Here is a 17,497-nt window from a genome sequence, read left to right as displayed (position 1 = left end):
CTGTCACAAGTTCCATTACCTCTAAATAAGAATAAAGACTAAATGGAAAACAGTAACACAGGGCCGGAATTAGAAGAGCAGGATTTATACGAACATTTTAATATTGTTGTAGATAAAGGACAGTCTTTGTTGCGCGTAGATAAGTTTTTGATGCAACGCATGGAAAATGCGTCGCGTAACCGTATTCAAAATGCAATTGATGCTGGCAACGTCCTGGTTAATCAGAAAACGGTTAAACCTAGCTATAAGGTAAAACCTTTAGACGAGATTTCAATTGTATTTCCGCATCCACCTCGCGATACTGAAGTTTATCCTGAAGATATTCCATTGGATATTGTATATGAGGATGAAGATCTATTGGTGGTGAATAAAGTGGCCGGTATGGTTGTACACCCTGGCTTTAACAATTATACAGGAACACTGGTTAATGCGCTGGCTTTCCATTTTGAACAACTTCCACAATTACCGGGGAATGAAGGTAGACCAGGTTTGGTACACCGTATAGATAAAGATACATCTGGCTTGTTGTTAATTAGCAAGAACGAGATGACGATGACTAAGTTGGCCAAACAGTTTTTTGACCATACCATTACGCGTAAATATGTAGCCCTGGCTTGGGGTGATATCGCAGAAGAAGGTACCGTTACGGGGTATATAGGCAGAAGCTTAAAAAACCGAATTGTAATGGATGTGTATGATGAAGAAGAAAAAGGTAAGTGGTCGGTAACACATTATAAGGTGTTAGAGCGTTTAGGTTATGTAACCTTAATTAGTTGCCAGCTAGAAACTGGCCGTACACATCAAATCAGAGCGCATATGCAGCACATTGGTCACCCCTTATTTAACGATGCCAATTATGGTGGAGATAAAATTTTAAAAGGAACTACCTTTACTAAATACAAGCAATTTGTACAAAACTGCTTTAATATTTTGCCGCGTCAGGCACTTCATGCACAAACTTTAGGATTTATTCATCCGAGGACTAAAATATATATGGAATTTGAAGCACCTTTGCCTTCCGATTTCGACTCGGCACTGAATAAGTGGAGAAATTACATTGTACAACCTTCCTAATGCGCTGGCACAGATAAATGCAAGAATATATTTTACATAATGATGAGTTTGTAGCCATCAATCACCCAATATTTACGGCTGGTAACCGTGGATTTAAGTACGGCGATGGGCTCTTTGAGACGATGCGCATGTGCAATGGCAAGCTTAAATTTGCCGAGCTGCATGCGGATAGATTACGTGCGGGGATGACGGCCCTGAAAATGGATGGCAGTGCCTTGCTTGATGAATACTTTTTGAAGCAGAAAACGAGTGAGCTTTGCAAAAAAAATAAATTAAAAGATAATGTTCGTTTCAGGCTTTCGGTTTACCGTGCCGGTGATGGACTTTATACACCTAATATTAATAAATCGGGTTATGTTTTAGAGGCTTCGGCACTTGAAGAAGGTAACTACGAGTTGAATAAAAAAGGACTGATCATTGATGTCTTTGATGAATTGACTAAGCCCGTAAATAGCCTTTCTAATTATAAAACAAGCAATTCTTTGCTATATGTAATGGCCGGACTGTATAAAAAACAGCACCGCCTTGATGATGCCTTCATTTTAAACCAGCACGGTTTTTTATGCGAAAGCATTAGCTCTAATATTTTTGTGGTTTACGATAAAAAGATCTATACCCCTGCATTATCTGAGGGCTGTGTGGCTGGCGTAATGCGTAATGTAGTGATGAGCATGGCCAAAGCACATGAGATTCCTGTGATTGAGGCACAGATTAATCCAGAAATATTAAAAGCTGCCGAAGAGGTATTTATCACCAATGCCATTAGTGGTATCCGTTGGGTAATGGGCTATGGCCGCAAACGTTATTTTAATGAGATGACTAAGCTGCTCAGCGCAAAGCTGAACAGTTTTTAAAATATACGGCTTTTGCAGGAGTTGTTGGAATACTTAAATAATCATGCGGGCTCCTGGTGACTATTTAATGTAAACCCTGAGGCTTTTATTAGCCCTCAGGGCTATGATTACAACCGCATTCCTCTTAAAAATTCATCAACCTGCATACGTTTTTTACCTTCATATTGTAGGTCTGTAAACTTGATGTAACCATCTTTCGCTGCAAATTTTAAATAAGTTTTACCATCGGATAAAAAGGCACCGATCTTAATGTCAGGCTGTAGTTCTTCCAATTCAGCTTTAAAAACTTTGAGGGTTTTGTCTCCTAGTTTGGTAAATGCAGTAGGGTATGGGCTCAAGCCTCTGATCTGGTTGTAAATTGCATGGGCTGGTTGATTCCAGTCAATCAGGCAATGCTCTTTAAATATTTTAGGTGCATGTTTAAGCTCATCGCTCTGTGGTTGAGGTTGTTCTTTGTAATCACCTGCTTCTATGGCTTGTACTGTTTTTACCAGCAATCCTGCGCCCACATTCATAAGCTTATCGTGCAGATCTCCCGCTGTATCATCGTCGGCAATAGTTACTTTTTCAGAAAATATAACATCACCCGTATCTATTTCATGTTTTAATAAGAAGGTGGTTACACCGCTTTCTTTTTCGCCATTAATGATGGCATGGTTGATGGGGGCTGCGCCACGATATTGAGGAAGCAATGAGGCATGTAGGTTAATGGTTCCCTTAGTAGGCATGTTCCATACCATTTCAGGCAACATCCTGAAAGCCACCACCACTTGTAAGTCGGCATTTAAAGACTTCAATTCCTCAATAAACTCAGGGTCTTTTAGTTTTAAAGGCTGCAATACCTTTAGTCCGTTTGCAACAGCATATTGTTTAACCGCACTTTCATGGAGTTTTTGGCCACGACCAGCAGGCTTATCAGCTGCGGTAACCACACCAACTACATCAAACCCCGCTTGTACCAAAGCATTTAAAGAAGCAACTGCAAAATCGGGCGTACCCATAAAAACTAGTTTCATATATTTTCGATTGTTTTAACTCAACAAAATAACTAAAAATTTTACGGGTTTTTTTATTACTGTGGCGATTAAAGTATACAGATATCAATGAGCAAGCAAATGATAAAATATAAATCAGAGCAAAATTCAAAATTAATTCAATAACCTGTATAGCTATATACGGATAAGACAGAGATCGGTCTGCCTAGTGTAATACTCAAACTATACTCCAAGTATAGTCCAACTATATTCCAAGTTTTTCGATAAAAACATGGATTATAGTTACTGTTTTATTTTTTTTAACTTGAAATTTTGTAGTACGCTAACCAAACCTTATCTTAGATCAGTTGTTTAGTTATAAAAAACATATAGATCATGGCAAAATTTGACGGAAAATTCCTGACAGGTGTAATAGGACCTGCTGTTTTTAAGAAGTATCGCAACATGCAATTGGTTACAGGCAAATCCAGGTTGACAAAGGAGAAGCAAACTGAAAACACACACAAAGCAGCAACTCAATTTGGGATCGCCAGTACGCTGGCAGAACAATTCCGGAGCGTTACAACGGAGATCATCACAGATTTTTATGATGGAACCATGGTTTATCGCTTTAGAACAGACGTACAAAAGGCCTTGAAGCAAGCATTCGACGCTCAATCGGAAACCTATCATTTTACAACCAACAGTTTTGATCGGCTCAATGGTTTTGAATTTAATGCGGATTCACCTGTAATGGATAATTTCTTTGTGCAACCTGAGCAGCGCATCGAGGGGAATATCCTGACCATCAAATTGCCGGAAATGCTTGTTTCAAAGGACATGAAATTTCCAGCAAAAGCGACTTCCTGCTTGCTAAACATCGCTGTGGGGATGTACGACCTTACTTATGGAAATAGGACGATGTGCCCGATTCAGTCGATTGAAATTCCAAATGGTTCAAAAGATAACGTTATTCCTGCGCAGGAACTTAGTTTTGAAATAGAACCAGGCTGTTTATGCATTTCTATGTTTTCATTTCAGTTTATACAAAAGACATTTTCGGGTAACCTGATCATCAATAGTAAAACCTTCAATCCTGTTGCTGTATTCAGAGCAGTAATAGCGGATGGAATAGTAGATCAGGAACAGACAGAAAAATGGGATGAGATGTCAGTTGTGAGGGATTCTAAACATTTTAATAAACCTAAAATTGAACTCAAAGCCATATCCGCCGATTTACAGGATGAATCTTTTACAATTGCGCAGATTGAGCAGGAGCAGGAAAAAGTGAAAAGTGGAGCAGATTTCCCTAAGTACGTTCAAGCGATCAAAAAGTTAGGCGTAGCAGAATTTGTGACCTACGTATCCGATAGCCATACCCAGTATTTTGGGCATAATGGCCATCAGCTAAGCTCCAAGGCACAATATGAACCTTTAGTCGTCGCTGCTGTAAGTCATAAGAAAAAGTTTAGGAAGTATTTGAAAATGCATCAGGCAGGGCAAACGGATTACCTCAGTTTTTGCAGACATTGTGCAGAAACAGGAATCGATAGATGGATAGTGAATTTATCATTGATGACCTGCACTTATTATGATCAGAAAGATCAGCTCATCCTGACAGAATCAATCCCTAATTCCGAATAAAATTGATTTTAAAAGATTTTTTTAGTACTTATTCACTTGATGATAGTCTTGAATATCTTTGGATAATGATCCAACAAAGTTTCTATACTAAGAGATCTATATTACCTAACGATGAACGTGCTAATCTGATCGCTCATTACGTCTTCATATCCTGATTTTGGCAGCTAGTGTCATTAATAATGAATTAAAAGGATAAAATTTTGATTTTCCTTCAATATTTTACGGGTTTTTGTTATTTGTGTAACGATTAAGATAGCAAAGGGGAATACTATGGGGAAGATATTGTTGATTTAAAATTAAATTATAAATTGTGGAGTAAATAAACACACACAAATGAAAAAACACACAAGTATTATTGCAATGGCATTAGTCGTTTGCATTTTATCTAGCTGCGCCACCGTATTTGGCGGTAAAGTAACTACTGCACAGCGTACAAAGCCGAAAGAAGGAGAGCCTTCCCGCGCGATTAGACCGGTGGCCTTAATTGCCGATATCCTCTTGTTTTGGCCCGGCCTTATTGTAGATTTTGCAACAGGTGCAATTTATAAACCTGAACAGAAAAATGTTGTAGAAGATAAAAAGACAGTTGAAGCTAAGTAAAGATTGTTTTTAATTAAAAAGGCCCTGCAAATAGTCAATTGCAGGGCCTTTTGCCATTTTATGTGGATAATATTTTAAGGATACAACAAATATTTTTTGCGCATCTTTTTATACTGACTTAGCCCCGGTTCCCAGCTGGCTCTGATTTCTTGCTCTGATTTTCCTGCAATAATTTGCTTCCTGAAATCAGCAACGCCAATGAGTCGCTCAATCGTCCCCATTTCTTTGCTCAACTTAGAGTTAAAAAAGTCTGCTTTGTTTGGTGAGGCTTTATATAATTCTATCATCCAAGCTAAGTTGATCTGCTTTGTTTTTCTGAAGTTATTGGTGTCATAATTTCTAAGGTCTAAACCATAACAAACCTGGTTCATAAACAGCGGGCTTTCAGACATGCCCTTAAGACTTACGGGCGTAAAAGAAAATTCGTATTTACCTTTTAATGCTGGTGCACCTACAATGGTAAATGGGAACTGTGTACCCCGACCATAGTTCAAATACGTTCCTTCAAATAAGCAAGTCGTTGGATACAGTAAAATAGACTGTGGCGTATTTAAGTTTGGTGAAGGATTAACGGGAAGTTCATATGGTGTGTCGTGGGTGTAATTGGCCACTTTAATGATTTTAATTTTGCATTTCAGCTTATTGTCCAACCAGTTCTCACCATTCAACATTTGAGCATATTCACCAACAGTTAGTCCATGTACTGCCGGGATTGGTTTTAAGCCTATGCCCGATTTAAATTGAGGATCTAGTATTGGTCCGTCAATGTAAAAACCATTAGGATTTGGTCTATCCAAGATCAGAACTTCCTTCTTGTTGGCCGCACAAGCTTCCATTACATGTTGCAAAGTATTGATATAGGTATAAAAACGTACACCTACATCCTGGATGTCAAATACCATCACATCCACATCTGCCAGTTCTGCGTTGGTAGGTGTAGAATGTTTTCCATATAATGAAATGGCCTTTATCCCTGTTTTAGTGTCAATTTCGTCATCAACGTGTGTTCCGTTGCTGGCGTTTCCTCTAAAACCGTGCTCAGGTCCAAATATTTTAACAATGTTGACACCGAGTTTCAACAAACTGTCAACAGTTGTTTCCTTACCGATTATAGAGGTTGGATTAACCACCATACCTACACGTTTGCCTTTTAAATAAGGTACGTAGAGCTCTGTTTGTTCGGCCCCGGTAAGTAGCTTTCCATTTTTAGGCTTATCAACATCTTCCGCCTTTACCTTGTAAGGATTAGGAACGGCCGGATTAAAAGCTACGGTCGTTGATGGACTGCAAGCTTGAAGCAGAAAAGAACATAAGACTGCGTTGAGGAGGAGTTTTAAGGATCGTGTCATTTAATAACCTTTTTCGTTGTGTATAAAGATAAAGGTAATAAAAAATGATTAATCAGTTTTTACCACCACCGTTTCCTTTCTTATTGCTACCTAGATCTGGGGCATTGTGTACAGATAGGATTGATTCGATGGTTTCTCTGTTTGTTTCATAATCGCTCGCGACTTTTTGCCAGTGTACCAAATCATTTTGCAGTTTTTTAATCTGATTTTGGATAGATTTTACTTTGGTGTCTATCTTTTTTTCAATAGTTGATTTTGCCATTATCGTTCTGTTTTTACTTATAAACCTTAAATAAGGTCAGATTGTTTGGGTACTAAACAAACAAGCTTTGAGAACTGGGAATACGGGATGCCGACAATTTCAGTGGAATCACAAAAAGCCTCGTTTTAATTAATAATCTCTCCTTTTTTATTCGCTAGTTTTTCCTGCCATTTTTTGAGTTCCTCAGGTGTTATTCGCACCCAATCTGTTAGTTCGCCAATCACTTTAAGAGGCTCTTGGCTGTGATAAGAACGGGTGGGATTCTCTGTGAATTTTTTGTTAGTAACGTTTGGGTCGTTTTCAAAGTTCCCTGTAGGTTCAACGATATAAACATGTTCAGATCCATCACCTTTAGCCAAGGCAGCGGCGAGTCCTGCTCCGTTCACCAAGGCGGTAAAATAAACATGATTCATGATAAGTTCGGTCTTGTAATTAGACTTGCCTCCTGCTATTAGCAAATCGCCAATCTGTAGATCCGCTTTCGTTCCATGATAAAAGGGGCCTTTATCAGATGGCCTGTCTTCGAAAGTCTTTGCTAATTCCTGATCCTTTTTTGCATTATCTCGGTCACCTAACTTGTGAAAACGAATTTCAGTCTGCTTTTCTATCTAAAAAAGTCAAAGAATTACATTAAAGGTGCTGCTTCCATTTATTTGAGGATTACCGTTGAGGGAAAACGCGCGGAACTTGCAACTCGCCGCGAGTGCGAACCGGAACAATGGAACGCTAAGGCGGGGCATACTAAAATCTTTAACGCCTTTCTGGATAAGATGAAGCGGAAGTTTGTGATTAGCTAACTTTATCAAATATATCATTTAACTAGTAATGCTTAATCCTATTTTAAACAAGCAATCAAATGTATTAATTACTATGCCTTATTAAAACTGTCAGGATTGGACTTGTTATTTTACGTAGATTGCCTCTTGCAATCTATCATTATCAATCAGAATTGGATGTTTAAAAGTTTTTTTTTGAAATTTAATTATATTTTCTATAGATTAGACGTACCAAACGTTTCTTATGCTCTCAATCCTCCAACCGAAAAGGGAAAACTCTATTGCAGTGCTTACTGCGCTTATAAAAAAATTAAATATTCCTGTTAGTGCTTTTACGATTAATGACGATTTACATCAACATCCTGATTATCCTAGTTTACTAGCCTTAACTGATTGTTTAACTTCATGGAATATTCCTAATGAGGCTGTTAAAATAAATAAAGAGAACTGTATAACTGAAGACTTACCTACCCCTTTTATTGCCCACCTAAACTTGCGAGAGGGCCGATTTATCCTTGTAAATGAGATTCTACATGGTGTAGTGAAATTTAATGATGGCCAGAAAACCGAAGGGACTTTTGAAGTGACAGAATTTTTAAAGGACTGGGACGGAATAATATTATATGCAGAAAAAGATCTAGAAAGTGGCGAATCAAATTATAAAGAAGCCCTCATAAAAGGACGATTCAATAAATCTCGTTTACCCTTTTTAATGTTAATTGTTCTTATAGCTATACTGAATACCATTAATTATTCAGGCGCTAACTGGGCATACATTACATTGTTAGGTGTAAAGCTTTCAGGAATTATTATATGCACTTTGTTACTCATCTACAGCATAAATTCCAATAGTTCATTTATTCAAGATGTATGTAGTTTGGGAAAAAAGAATGACTGTAACGCTATTCTGAAGTCTGAAGCTGCTCAATTAACTAGTTGGCTAAGTTGGAGTGAAATTGGAATGTTCTATTTCTTTGGTTCTTTTATTTGCTTAGTGTTAAACATATCGGATATTGAATGCTTGAGCTGGTTAAATTTATTGTGCCTTCCTTATACTTTCTATTCTATCGCTTATCAGATCCGAATCAAAAGGTGGTGTCTTCTTTGTAGTTCGGTTCAGGCTTTATTTTGGTTTGAAGCGATTGTATTTTTTATTGGTGGTAACTCTTTCCAAACAGATGCTTTTAATATTAAACCATCAACTCTATTTTCTCTTTTGCTTTGTTTCTTGCTCCCTGCTGCAATTTGGAAATTTATCAAACCCGTATTGTTAAAAGCAATTGAGGTTGAGCCGTTGAAATATCAACTCAAGAAATTTAAGTATAATAAAACTCTATTTAATCAATTACTGTACGCTCAAGATCAACATACGGTACCTGACGATCTAATGCCTATAATATATGGCAATCCCAAGGCGGAGACTGTGATTACTATGATAAGCAATCCATTCTGCAGCCCTTGCGCCTTTGCTCACAAGGTTTTGGATCAATTGGTTGCACTAAATGACGAAATACAATTAAAGATTATTTTCAATACTCCAAATAATCATGATGATAAAAGGGCTAAAGTTGCTAGACATATTTCTGCTTTGAGTTTGTTAAACGATAAAAATATTGCCAAAAGAGCACTAAACGATTGGTATCTACAAGCTAATAAAAGTTACGAAATCTGGAAAAAAAGATATCCGACAATCTTAAGCGTTGAAATGAATACTATTACCGAAAAGCAAAGCACTTGGTGTAATACGGCAAAAGTGACATCAACTCCAACCATTTTGATAAATGGATATAAGCTAATGGAACCATATAAGTTAGAAGATATAAAATACTTGCTAAATTAATATTGGAAAAATTTTGTACAAAAGGAGTTGCCGGTTGCAACGAAACAACTCTAGTAACGAGCATAAAGGTTGTAAAAAAATGCCGCTTGAAGTAATCCTAGCGCAGAAGGGTACAAATAAAATTACAAATTTTAAAACAAAAAGCATGAAAAAATTAAGCTTAAGTACCTTAAATCTATACAAAGGCGAGGTATTATCAAGAGGTCAAATGAAAAAAATTCTGGGTGGAAGCGAAGAGGAAGATGGCAGTAGTGGTACCGGATGTGGTGTAAATATGTATAATACACATGGCGTTAAAATGGATGAAACAAGAGGATTATCCAAGGCCGAGGCAATGGAAAGTGCGGAGAGGTGGAATGCAGAGGAGAAAGCAAATTGCGAGAGCGAATGTGGAGCATACGCAACATGGTGTTGCTCAAGTTGCTAAACTTATTTTGGGACACTAAGTATTTTAGTGTCCCAATAAAAAATATTAATTCATGAAAAATATTCTTAGCCAATTTGTATTTATAAATATACTACTGTGTGTTTTAATGGATGTAAATGTGTTTGGACAAATACGTTATAAAGAAGATGTAATATCTATAGAAAATGTATCGGAAAATAAGCTGTATTTGAATTATACTGATCTGGTTAGTGATTTTATCAGCATTAGCATCCTTCCTAAAGAAACTAAGAAAATTTATTCAAAACTACCTTTGATTTTATATAGTAGCCTTGGTAATAAAGAACCGCTTTTTGTCTATAATCAATGTTCTTTTAAATTATCGACAAATAAAGAGAACAATTTCGTAGTTACGGGAACCTCAATTGAAAGACGGCATGAATTACACTCGTTAAAGAAAATAAATTCATCTAATTTAAACCAGAGCAAAAAAACTCTTGTAAATACTGAAAAAATAGCATCATTAATTAATATTGCAGAGCGTGATTCAGTATTATCGACTATCTATAAAATAGAATCAAAGTATTTTATTGATTACTGTCATAAATATTCACTTTCGGATTCTCTAAGAAATTTTGGCGATAAGTATTTATTCTACAGGTTATTGAAAGAAAAAGCTGGTTTTTTGCTGTCGAAAAGTTTTATGGAGAATAAAATTCCTCTACCCTACAGGGATAGCCTTATTAATTTAAAAAAATATCTAGATTGCGGACAATGTTTAAACATTGAGACATACCGACAATTTGCACTAAATTACTTATTCTATTTAGAGAAAGTCCCACTTGAAGGTGATATTTATGACATTATTAAGAATGAGTTTAAGGGCGAAACTAAAGACTTTTTATTATTTAGCCTATTGAAAGGTTATGCAAATAGAAAATTAGAATCATTTAATTTTAATTATAGAAGTTTTATAGCAGACTGCAGAAATGATGACTACAAGAAATACATTACAAATCTATATGAATTTAATAATCTTAAACAGAATTCGAAAAACGAATTACTAGGTGCCGACGGTTCGGTGCTCTCTTTATCTGACTTATATAAAAAATACCCCAAAAAGATTTTTTATATTGACTTCCTTGCCAGCTGGTGCAATCCATGCATAGACGAAATTCCTTATTCACTGGTATTAGCTAAAAAGTTCGTAAAATCAGATGTTGTATTCTTATATTTTTCACTTGATAAAAATAAAAATGCATGGGAAAATACAGTCTCACGAATGAAGCTAAATCGAGAAAATTGTTATTTGGTAATAAAAGATTTTGACGCAAGCATTTCGAAACAATTTAAGGTTACTGCGATTCCTCATTACATTCTAATCGGTAAAGATGGCAAGCTTATAAATTCAAATGCGCCAAGACCTAGTGAAAAAAAGCTTTCTATTCTACTAAATAAATTAACGCAGCTTGAACAATGAAATTTACACTTTTAAGGTTTTTTGCTAGTCATTTCTAAAAAAAACATGTGTAAAATACAGATTTAAAAAGTACACAATTCAATATGAAGTCTATTAATGTTTATGTAATTAACTTAAAAAGAAGACCTGAGAGAAAATCTCATTCGATAAAAGAATATTTAAGGAAAGATGAATTCAATTTATTTATAGTCGAAGCTAATGAAAATAGAATTGGCGCTGTTGGTTTGTGGAGTACTATAAAGTATATTATTAGTGAGCTTGTTCCGATTGACGACGAATTCATCATTATATCCGAAGATGATCATAAGTTCACTGAATATTATGATAAAAAGATGTTATTTAATTTAATAGATAAAGCTAAAGAACTTGATGCCGATATTTTGTTAGGAGGAGTAAGTTGGTTTAATACCGCTGTGCAAATTTCTCCTCAATTGTTTTGGGCAGATAAATTTAATGGGCTCCAATTTACTGTAGTTTATCGGAAATTTTTTAATACTATTTTGCAAACCATCCTAGAAGTTGATGATCCATGTGATTATTTAATATCGGAACTCACAGAAAATAAATTGATTATTTATCCTTTTGTATCGACACAAAAAGAATTTGGCTATTCTGATGTTACTTCAAAGAATAGTACTAAAGGTTATGTTGAGAAAATATTTAACGCCTCATCTGAGAGGCTAGATTGTCTAGTTAAAATTGGCTCTTTTTATAATATGAAATATTAATCGATATGAGTGAATTTACAACAAATCCATATGACGATATCTTAATTCCCACATATGTTCTCAATTTAAAGAAAACAAATAAGTTAGATCAAATTCTGAATCCATTTAAAATGAATCCAGAATTTGATGTAAAAATAATTACTGAAAATAGTGAGGGTTCTAAAGAGGCCTGCCTTTGGAAAGGAATTGTTACGGCAACAAAAACTGCAATCACAGAGGAAAGTGATATGTTCATAGTTTGTAATAAAGAACATCGTTTTTCAAATAAATATTCTAAAGAATATTTATTTGAAAATATTGTAAAAGCAAATGATCAGGGGGCGACTCTTCTTTTTGGATATATAGATAACTTCGGACATGCCGTTCCTTTAACGGAAAGCAGATTTTGGATAAGCTCGTTTTTATCTACCCAGTTTATTGTTGTATATAAAAAAATATTTATGGATATATTGAATTATAAATTCAATAAACTAGATATAGTTGATGAAGTGTTTTCTAGCTTGACAAGCCATAAAATGGTACTGTATCCCTTTATATCAAGAAAAAAAAACTTAGTAAACTCTGATTATTTATTAACTAAAACCCGGCTTGAAAGTATTAGAAATACTTATTTAAAGTATATAAAAAAAACTTAATCGTTTGATCTCATATTTAAAATTTAATTCCTCTACATATAAACTATTTTGAAATCCTTCCCCCACTATAAACAAGCCGATCAGATGGACTGCGGCCCTACCTGTTTGCGCATCGTTGCCAAACATTACGGCCGCAATTACAGTTTACAGCGCCTGCGCGAAATCTCCGGCATCAACCGCGAAGGGGTTTCCTTATTGGGGATCAGTGAGGCAGCTGAAAAAATCGGTTTTCGCACTTCAGGGGTGAGGTTAAGCCTTGAAAAATTGCTGGAGATAGACCTGCCTTGCATCGTACACTGGCAACAAAAACACTTTGTGGTGCTGTACAAGATCAATTCAAGATCCTCCTCAAAAAGAACCTACCACATTTCCGACCCGGCCCGTGGACTAATCGAGTATAAAGAAAGTGAGTTTTTGAAATGCTGGCTCAGCACGCAGAACAATGGCCATTCCGAAGGGATTGCTTTAATACTATCAGCTGCACCGGAGTTCTATGCTCAGGGCGGAGATCCTTCTAAGGGATTAGACCTCAGCTATATGCTTAGTTATCTTTACAAGTACAAGAAGCTCATTGTACAATTGTTTGTAGGTTTGGGGGTAGGCAGCTTACTGCAGCTGATCCTTCCTTTTTTAACACAATCAGTGGTCGACATCGGGATTAATACCCGCAACCTGAATTTTGTTTACATCATTCTGATTGCCCAGACCATGCTCTTCCTAGGTAGAATGAGTGTAGATTTTATCCGCTCCTGGATACTGTTGCACATCACCACCAGGATTAACATTTCTATTCTGACAGATTTTCTGATTAAGCTGATGAAACTGCCATTGAGTTTCTTTGAAACCAAAATGACAGGCGACATCATGCAGCGGATGAGCGACCAGGGCCGTATCCAAAGCTTTTTAACTGGTTCTTCTTTAGGTGCCATATTTTCCTTATTTAACCTGGTAGCATTTGCTTTTGTACTGGCCTATTACAACATCAATATTTTCATCATTTTCCTGGTTAGCAGTGTACTTTACAGCTTATGGGTAATCTTCTTCCTTAAAAAACGTCGGGAACTGGATTTCAAACGCTTTGACATTTCTTCCGAGAACCAGAGCAACATTGTACAGCTCATCAGTGGCATGCAGGAAATTAAGCTGAACAACTGCGAACAGCAAAAACGCTGGGAATGGGAAAGGATCCAGGCCAGTTTGTTCAAGTTCAGTATGAAAAGCCTGGCCTTGGGCCAATACCAACAGTTTGGTGCCTTTTTCATCAACGAGGGTAAAAACATCCTGATCACCTTTATGGTGGCCAAATCGGTGATAGACGGGCAGCTTACTTTAGGGGCCATGATGGCCATCCAATATATTGTAGGCCAGCTGAACAGCCCAATAGAGCAATTGCTAGGCTTTCTGCAATCTTTCCAGGATGCCAAGATCAGTCTGGAGCGTTTAAACGAGATCCATGAACTGGAAGATGAGGAGCCTGTTGAAAGACAGTTTTTAAGGGAGCTGCCGTTGAGCAAAAACATTAGTCTGCAAAACATAGTCTTTACCTATCCCGGTGCCGGCAATGAGCCCGTGCTGCAAAACATCAGCTTAAATATCCCCGAAGGGAAAACAACTGCCATAGTAGGAATGAGTGGCAGTGGCAAGACTACTATTTTAAAACTGCTGCTGCGCTTTTACGAGCCTGAAAAAGGCGAGATCAAGGTGGGGAGTACCTATTTGCAGCAGATTGGTTACCGCCATTGGCGCGGTAAATGTGGCATTGTAATGCAGGACGGTTTTATCTTTTCAGATACCATTGCCCGCAACATTGCCGTGGGCGATGAATACCCGGATATGCCCAAGCTGCTGCACGCCACAAAAGTGGCCAATATCCGTGAATTTATAGAGGAGCTCCCTTTAGGCCTGAACACCAAGATCGGTGCAGCAGGAAATGGCATTAGTCAGGGGCAACGGCAGCGGATGCTGATTGCCAGGGCCGTGTACAAAGACCCTGAATATATCTTTTTTGATGAAGCCACAAATGCCCTGGATGCCAACAATGAAAAGGTGATTATGGAAAACCTTGAGACTTTTTTTAAAGGCCGTACCGTAGTGGTGGTAGCCCACAGATTAAGTACCGTGAAACATGCCGACAACATCATTGTATTAGAGAAAGGCGTAATTATTGAGCAGGGCACACACCAAGAACTGGTAAATGCCAATGGTGAATATTATCAGCTGGTAAAAAATCAGTTGGAACTGGGGATATAAGCACATGGAGACAGCAATAGAAAATATAAAAGAAACAGACAAAAGGATCAATAGCTTGGAGGTGAACAGCGAGGAAGTGCAGGAGATCATCACTGCTGTGCCTTCCTGGATTCTTCGCAGGGGCATTACTTTGGTCTTCGGAATCTTGCTAGCCATTGTGCTGGTATCGGCATTTATCCAATACCCCGATGTAGTCAAAACCTCGCTAAAAGTGAATTCGCTAAATGCGCCTAAGGCCGTATTTGTAAAGCAAACAGGCAAGCTGCTTAACCTACTTGCTGCCGAAGGTACTACTGTTAAACAGTATGAACCTTTGGCCTTTATGGAAAGTACGGCCAATCACAAGGATGTATTGAAACTACAGGGCATTCTGACGCATATTATCCAGGAGCTAAGTGTAACCAGTGTTGCTCCTAATTTACTGGTCAAGGGCTTAAATCTGGGCGAACTGCAGGGTGCTTACCAGAACTTTTACCAGCAGTACCTTCAATATGTATCAGCACAAAATGGTGGTTATTACCTGAATAGGAAGCAATACCTAGAGCGGGATTTAAAAGATATTGAAAAGCTGAAGGCCCAGATCATTGGCCAGCAGAAGATCCAAGAAATGGAATTTGCCAATATGGAGCACGAATTTGAGGCCTATAAAAAGCTATACCTGAAAAACATGGTCTCTATCAGCGAGTACAAGCAGCAGGAAAACAAATACCTTGCCGGCAAATACCCCTTGCAGCAAAGTATTACTGCTTTACTGAATAACAATACCAGCTATGCAGCCAAGCAAAAGGAAATACTGGAACTGGAGCATACCATACAAGACGAAAGGGCAAAGTTTGTACAATCGCTCAGCAATATGCTCACCGAAACCGATGCCTGGGTTAACCAGTACATTTTAAGGGCACCGGTAGATGGCAAGATTAGCTATGCCGGGATTGTGCAGGAGAACCAGACCTTGAATGTAGGGCAGGAGGTATTTATGGTCAATCCAGCGAATACAGATTTCTTTGGTGAGGTTTACATCCCGCAGTACAATATGGGTAAGGTAAAAACTGGACAGCGTACGCTGGTAAAAATGAGGAGTTTCCCTTTTGAACAATATGGGCTGATCAGGGGCAGAGTCAATTATATTTCTGATGTGGCTTTTAAGGACAGTGTGTTTATTGCCAAGATAAGCTTTGAGCGCTTTGAAAATAAAGACCCTGAGCATGGGATAGTCCTGAAGAACGGCATGCAGGCCGATGCTGAGATCATTACCGAAGAAAGCTCTTTACTGCAAAGATTTATAAGAAATATTACCAAAATGTTGAATAGCACAAATTAGTGTTATTCAAAATAACAGCTCCGATGAAAATACTCGTAACAACAAATCTTCATGAGGTAAAACATCAAATAAGAAGCAAAATGATGCTAATATTGGATGAACTGTCAAAACTATACAAAGATACGTATATCTATGACCCTCTATCTATAGACCAAGTTAGACCTAATGAACGTTATAAATATTTCTCAAAAGAACAGGGCTTAAATGAAGACGATTGGGATATCGTTATTGTTCAAGGCAATCATCATCTTTTATCTGTAGTAAAATATATCAAAAAAAAACCGTTGATTTTCCTATGTAATTCAAGTGATCTCATCGACCAATATATTGACTTCCCAAATCTATATAAAGTTATTATAACAGATGATGCGTTATCAATGAAATTTGATCTGCCTGTTAGCTTGATTTCCAGAATAAACATAAATGGAATTAATTACTGGAACATAAAAACAAGCAAACAGATTGCTGATCGATCTAAGGTATTATATTTTGCTACGGACGAAACAATAGGGCTAAATGTGACAAGAATAATGGTGAAGGTGTTTAATACAAATCCAGACATCGATTTTACAATAGTTGCCAGTTTGAATGTGCTGTCAATCCTTAAATCCTTAGTAAATGGTAATGTTAAATTAACAAAAACACCAATGTCTTTAAAAGGACTTTTCCAGAATCATTATTTAGTAATCTCATCTAAAGAGATTGCTATTTCAGCACTATTGAGCGGTAAAGCTGTAATAGTTGCTGGTATAAATGGGCTCGGAGGACAGGTAAATAAAGATAACTTAAAAGATTTTATAAGGACAGGATTTAAAGGAAGAATTGGGGGAACTATTGGTGAAGAGATTCCAGAACAATTACTTGATTTCGAAATTACCAAAACTCTTAAAACTGTACGAACATATGATCCCTTCAATGTTGACAAATTGGATGATCTGGTCATAAGGCCTCTTAAAGATGCCATTAATAATAAATGGATAGACCAGCTTTGCCTGCAAATGGAGAATTGCATAAACCTTTATAAATACCTTAAAAGTAAAGCAGGCAGACTACTCTTAAAACCTAAAATTGCTTCTAATATACAATTGAACGAAATTAAGGAAAAAGAAGAGATTTATACTGTTTTAGTAAATGAAATCTCTGGAAAAGTTTTAGGAAAATTAGGTAAAGATGAAATTTCAATCCTTCGGCTATGTAATGGAAGATTATGTATCCACGAAATAAGTAAAATTAAAATTGAGTATTCAGAAAAGGATATTGTTGACTTTGTTTTGATGTTATGGAAGAGTAGGATCCTGATTTTTAATTCTATTACTAATATTTAG

The 17,497-nt window shown here is 37.0% G+C and carries 16 protein-coding genes and 1 pseudogene; 13 read left to right on the top strand and 4 right to left on the bottom strand.

What is annotated here, in order from left to right:
• The first annotated feature begins 42 nt into the window (after positions 1-42).
• Both FBD94_RS22915 and FBD94_RS22910 read left to right on the top strand, forming a co-directional pair.
• Positions 43-1,074, top strand: coding sequence for an RluA family pseudouridine synthase (locus FBD94_RS22915; RefSeq protein WP_136881945.1), 1,032 nt, complete (start codon positions 43-45; stop codon positions 1,072-1,074).
• A 17-nt stretch (positions 1,075-1,091) separates the two neighbouring features.
• Positions 1,092-1,928, top strand: a complete 837-nt coding sequence (locus FBD94_RS22910) for an aminotransferase class IV (protein ID WP_136881944.1) — start codon at positions 1,092-1,094, stop codon at positions 1,926-1,928.
• A 107-nt stretch (positions 1,929-2,035) separates the two neighbouring features.
• Here FBD94_RS22910 and fmt read toward each other — a convergent pair whose 3' ends face one another.
• Complete coding sequence (gene fmt / locus FBD94_RS22905; RefSeq protein WP_136881943.1) at positions 2,036-2,944, bottom strand: methionyl-tRNA formyltransferase; 909 nt, start codon at positions 2,942-2,944, stop codon at positions 2,036-2,038.
• A 354-nt stretch (positions 2,945-3,298) separates the two neighbouring features.
• On the opposite strand from fmt, the gene FBD94_RS26380 reads away from it, so the two are divergent.
• Together FBD94_RS26380 and FBD94_RS22895 are read left to right on the top strand one after the other, a co-directional pair.
• The gene (locus tag FBD94_RS26380) at positions 3,299-4,546 is read left to right on the top strand and encodes a DUF1398 domain-containing protein (RefSeq protein ID WP_235884616.1); all 1,248 of its coding nucleotides are present in this window, start codon (positions 3,299-3,301) and stop codon (positions 4,544-4,546) included.
• Between the two features lie 333 nt (positions 4,547-4,879).
• Positions 4,880-5,146, top strand: coding sequence for a hypothetical protein (locus FBD94_RS22895; protein ID WP_136881942.1), 267 nt, complete (start codon positions 4,880-4,882; stop codon positions 5,144-5,146).
• Positions 5,147-5,220: 74 nt separating this feature from the next.
• Here the strand turns inward: FBD94_RS22895 and FBD94_RS22890 are convergent, their stop codons facing one another.
• From FBD94_RS22890 to arr, 3 genes and pseudogenes are all read right to left on the bottom strand, one after another.
• On the bottom strand, positions 5,221-6,495 hold the full coding sequence (locus FBD94_RS22890; protein ID WP_136881941.1) for an exo-beta-N-acetylmuramidase NamZ family protein: 1,275 nt from the start codon (positions 6,493-6,495) through the stop codon (positions 5,221-5,223).
• Positions 6,496-6,547: 52 nt separating this feature from the next.
• Complete coding sequence (locus tag FBD94_RS22885; RefSeq protein ID WP_136881940.1) at positions 6,548-6,757, bottom strand: prefoldin domain-containing protein; 210 nt, start codon at positions 6,755-6,757, stop codon at positions 6,548-6,550.
• 125 nt (positions 6,758-6,882) lie between these two features.
• Positions 6,883-7,263, bottom strand: a pseudogene (arr, locus tag FBD94_RS22880) (NAD(+)--rifampin ADP-ribosyltransferase); the annotation flags it as partial.
• 72 nt (positions 7,264-7,335) lie between these two features.
• Here arr and FBD94_RS22875 point away from each other — a divergent pair.
• The 9 genes from FBD94_RS22875 (at position 7,336) to FBD94_RS22835 (ending at position 17,497) form a co-directional block, all read left to right on the top strand.
• Positions 7,336-7,554, top strand: a complete 219-nt coding sequence (locus FBD94_RS22875) for an Arm DNA-binding domain-containing protein (protein ID WP_136881938.1) — start codon at positions 7,336-7,338, stop codon at positions 7,552-7,554.
• Between the two features lie 223 nt (positions 7,555-7,777).
• Positions 7,778-9,373, top strand: coding sequence for a thioredoxin domain-containing protein (locus FBD94_RS22870; RefSeq protein ID WP_136881937.1), 1,596 nt, complete (start codon positions 7,778-7,780; stop codon positions 9,371-9,373).
• A 208-nt stretch (positions 9,374-9,581) separates the two neighbouring features.
• On the top strand, positions 9,582-9,800 hold the full coding sequence (locus tag FBD94_RS22865) for a hypothetical protein (protein ID WP_136881936.1): 219 nt from the start codon (positions 9,582-9,584) through the stop codon (positions 9,798-9,800).
• Positions 9,801-9,852: 52 nt separating this feature from the next.
• Positions 9,853-11,238 carry a TlpA family protein disulfide reductase gene (locus tag FBD94_RS22860; RefSeq protein ID WP_136881935.1) on the top strand — a complete coding sequence of 462 codons (1,386 nt, stop codon included), beginning with the start codon at positions 9,853-9,855 and terminating at the stop codon, positions 11,236-11,238.
• Between the two features lie 83 nt (positions 11,239-11,321).
• Positions 11,322-11,966: a glycosyl transferase gene (locus FBD94_RS22855; protein WP_136881934.1), complete on the top strand. Its 645-nt coding sequence runs from the start codon at positions 11,322-11,324 to the stop codon at positions 11,964-11,966.
• 5 nt (positions 11,967-11,971) lie between these two features.
• On the top strand, positions 11,972-12,601 hold the full coding sequence (locus tag FBD94_RS22850; RefSeq protein ID WP_136881933.1) for a glycosyl transferase: 630 nt from the start codon (positions 11,972-11,974) through the stop codon (positions 12,599-12,601).
• Between the two features lie 48 nt (positions 12,602-12,649).
• On the top strand, positions 12,650-14,851 hold the full coding sequence (locus tag FBD94_RS22845) for a peptidase domain-containing ABC transporter (protein ID WP_136881932.1): 2,202 nt from the start codon (positions 12,650-12,652) through the stop codon (positions 14,849-14,851).
• Between the two features lie 4 nt (positions 14,852-14,855).
• Positions 14,856-16,172 carry an HlyD family efflux transporter periplasmic adaptor subunit gene (locus tag FBD94_RS22840; protein WP_136881931.1) on the top strand — a complete coding sequence of 439 codons (1,317 nt, stop codon included), beginning with the start codon at positions 14,856-14,858 and terminating at the stop codon, positions 16,170-16,172.
• A gap of 23 nt (positions 16,173-16,195) precedes the next feature.
• Positions 16,196-17,497, top strand: a complete 1,302-nt coding sequence (locus FBD94_RS22835) for a hypothetical protein (protein WP_136881930.1) — start codon at positions 16,196-16,198, stop codon at positions 17,495-17,497.

Source organism: Pedobacter hiemivivus, from assembly GCF_005144565.1.
Lineage (GTDB): Bacteria > Bacteroidota > Bacteroidia > Sphingobacteriales > Sphingobacteriaceae > Pedobacter > Pedobacter hiemivivus.
This window is presented reverse-complemented; position numbering and strand designations above follow the sequence as displayed.

Bases quoted from the DNA above. Each gene is read 5' to 3' on its own strand.
- FBD94_RS22865 (WP_136881936.1), top strand. From the start codon at position 9,582: ATGAAAAAAATTCTGGGTGGAAGCGAAGAGGAAGATGGCAGTAGTGGT.
- FBD94_RS22915 (WP_136881945.1), top strand. From the start codon at position 43: ATGGAAAACAGTAACACAGGGCCGGAATTAGAAGAGCAGGATTTATAC.
- FBD94_RS22870 (WP_136881937.1), top strand. From the start codon at position 7,778: ATGCTCTCAATCCTCCAACCGAAAAGGGAAAACTCTATTGCAGTGCTT.
- FBD94_RS22890 (WP_136881941.1), bottom strand. From the start codon at position 6,495: ATGACACGATCCTTAAAACTCCTCCTCAACGCAGTCTTATGTTCTTTT.
- FBD94_RS26380 (WP_235884616.1), top strand. From the start codon at position 3,299: ATGGCAAAATTTGACGGAAAATTCCTGACAGGTGTAATAGGACCTGCT.
- FBD94_RS22885 (WP_136881940.1), bottom strand. From the start codon at position 6,757: ATGGCAAAATCAACTATTGAAAAAAAGATAGACACCAAAGTAAAATCT.
- FBD94_RS22910 (WP_136881944.1), top strand. From the start codon at position 1,092: ATGCAAGAATATATTTTACATAATGATGAGTTTGTAGCCATCAATCAC.
- FBD94_RS22850 (WP_136881933.1), top strand. From the start codon at position 11,972: ATGAGTGAATTTACAACAAATCCATATGACGATATCTTAATTCCCACA.
- FBD94_RS22860 (WP_136881935.1), top strand. From the start codon at position 9,853: ATGAAAAATATTCTTAGCCAATTTGTATTTATAAATATACTACTGTGT.
- fmt (WP_136881943.1), bottom strand. From the start codon at position 2,944: ATGAAACTAGTTTTTATGGGTACGCCCGATTTTGCAGTTGCTTCTTTA.
- FBD94_RS22840 (WP_136881931.1), top strand. From the start codon at position 14,856: ATGGAGACAGCAATAGAAAATATAAAAGAAACAGACAAAAGGATCAAT.
- FBD94_RS22835 (WP_136881930.1), top strand. From the start codon at position 16,196: ATGAAAATACTCGTAACAACAAATCTTCATGAGGTAAAACATCAAATA.
- FBD94_RS22855 (WP_136881934.1), top strand. From the start codon at position 11,322: ATGAAGTCTATTAATGTTTATGTAATTAACTTAAAAAGAAGACCTGAG.
- FBD94_RS22895 (WP_136881942.1), top strand. From the start codon at position 4,880: ATGAAAAAACACACAAGTATTATTGCAATGGCATTAGTCGTTTGCATT.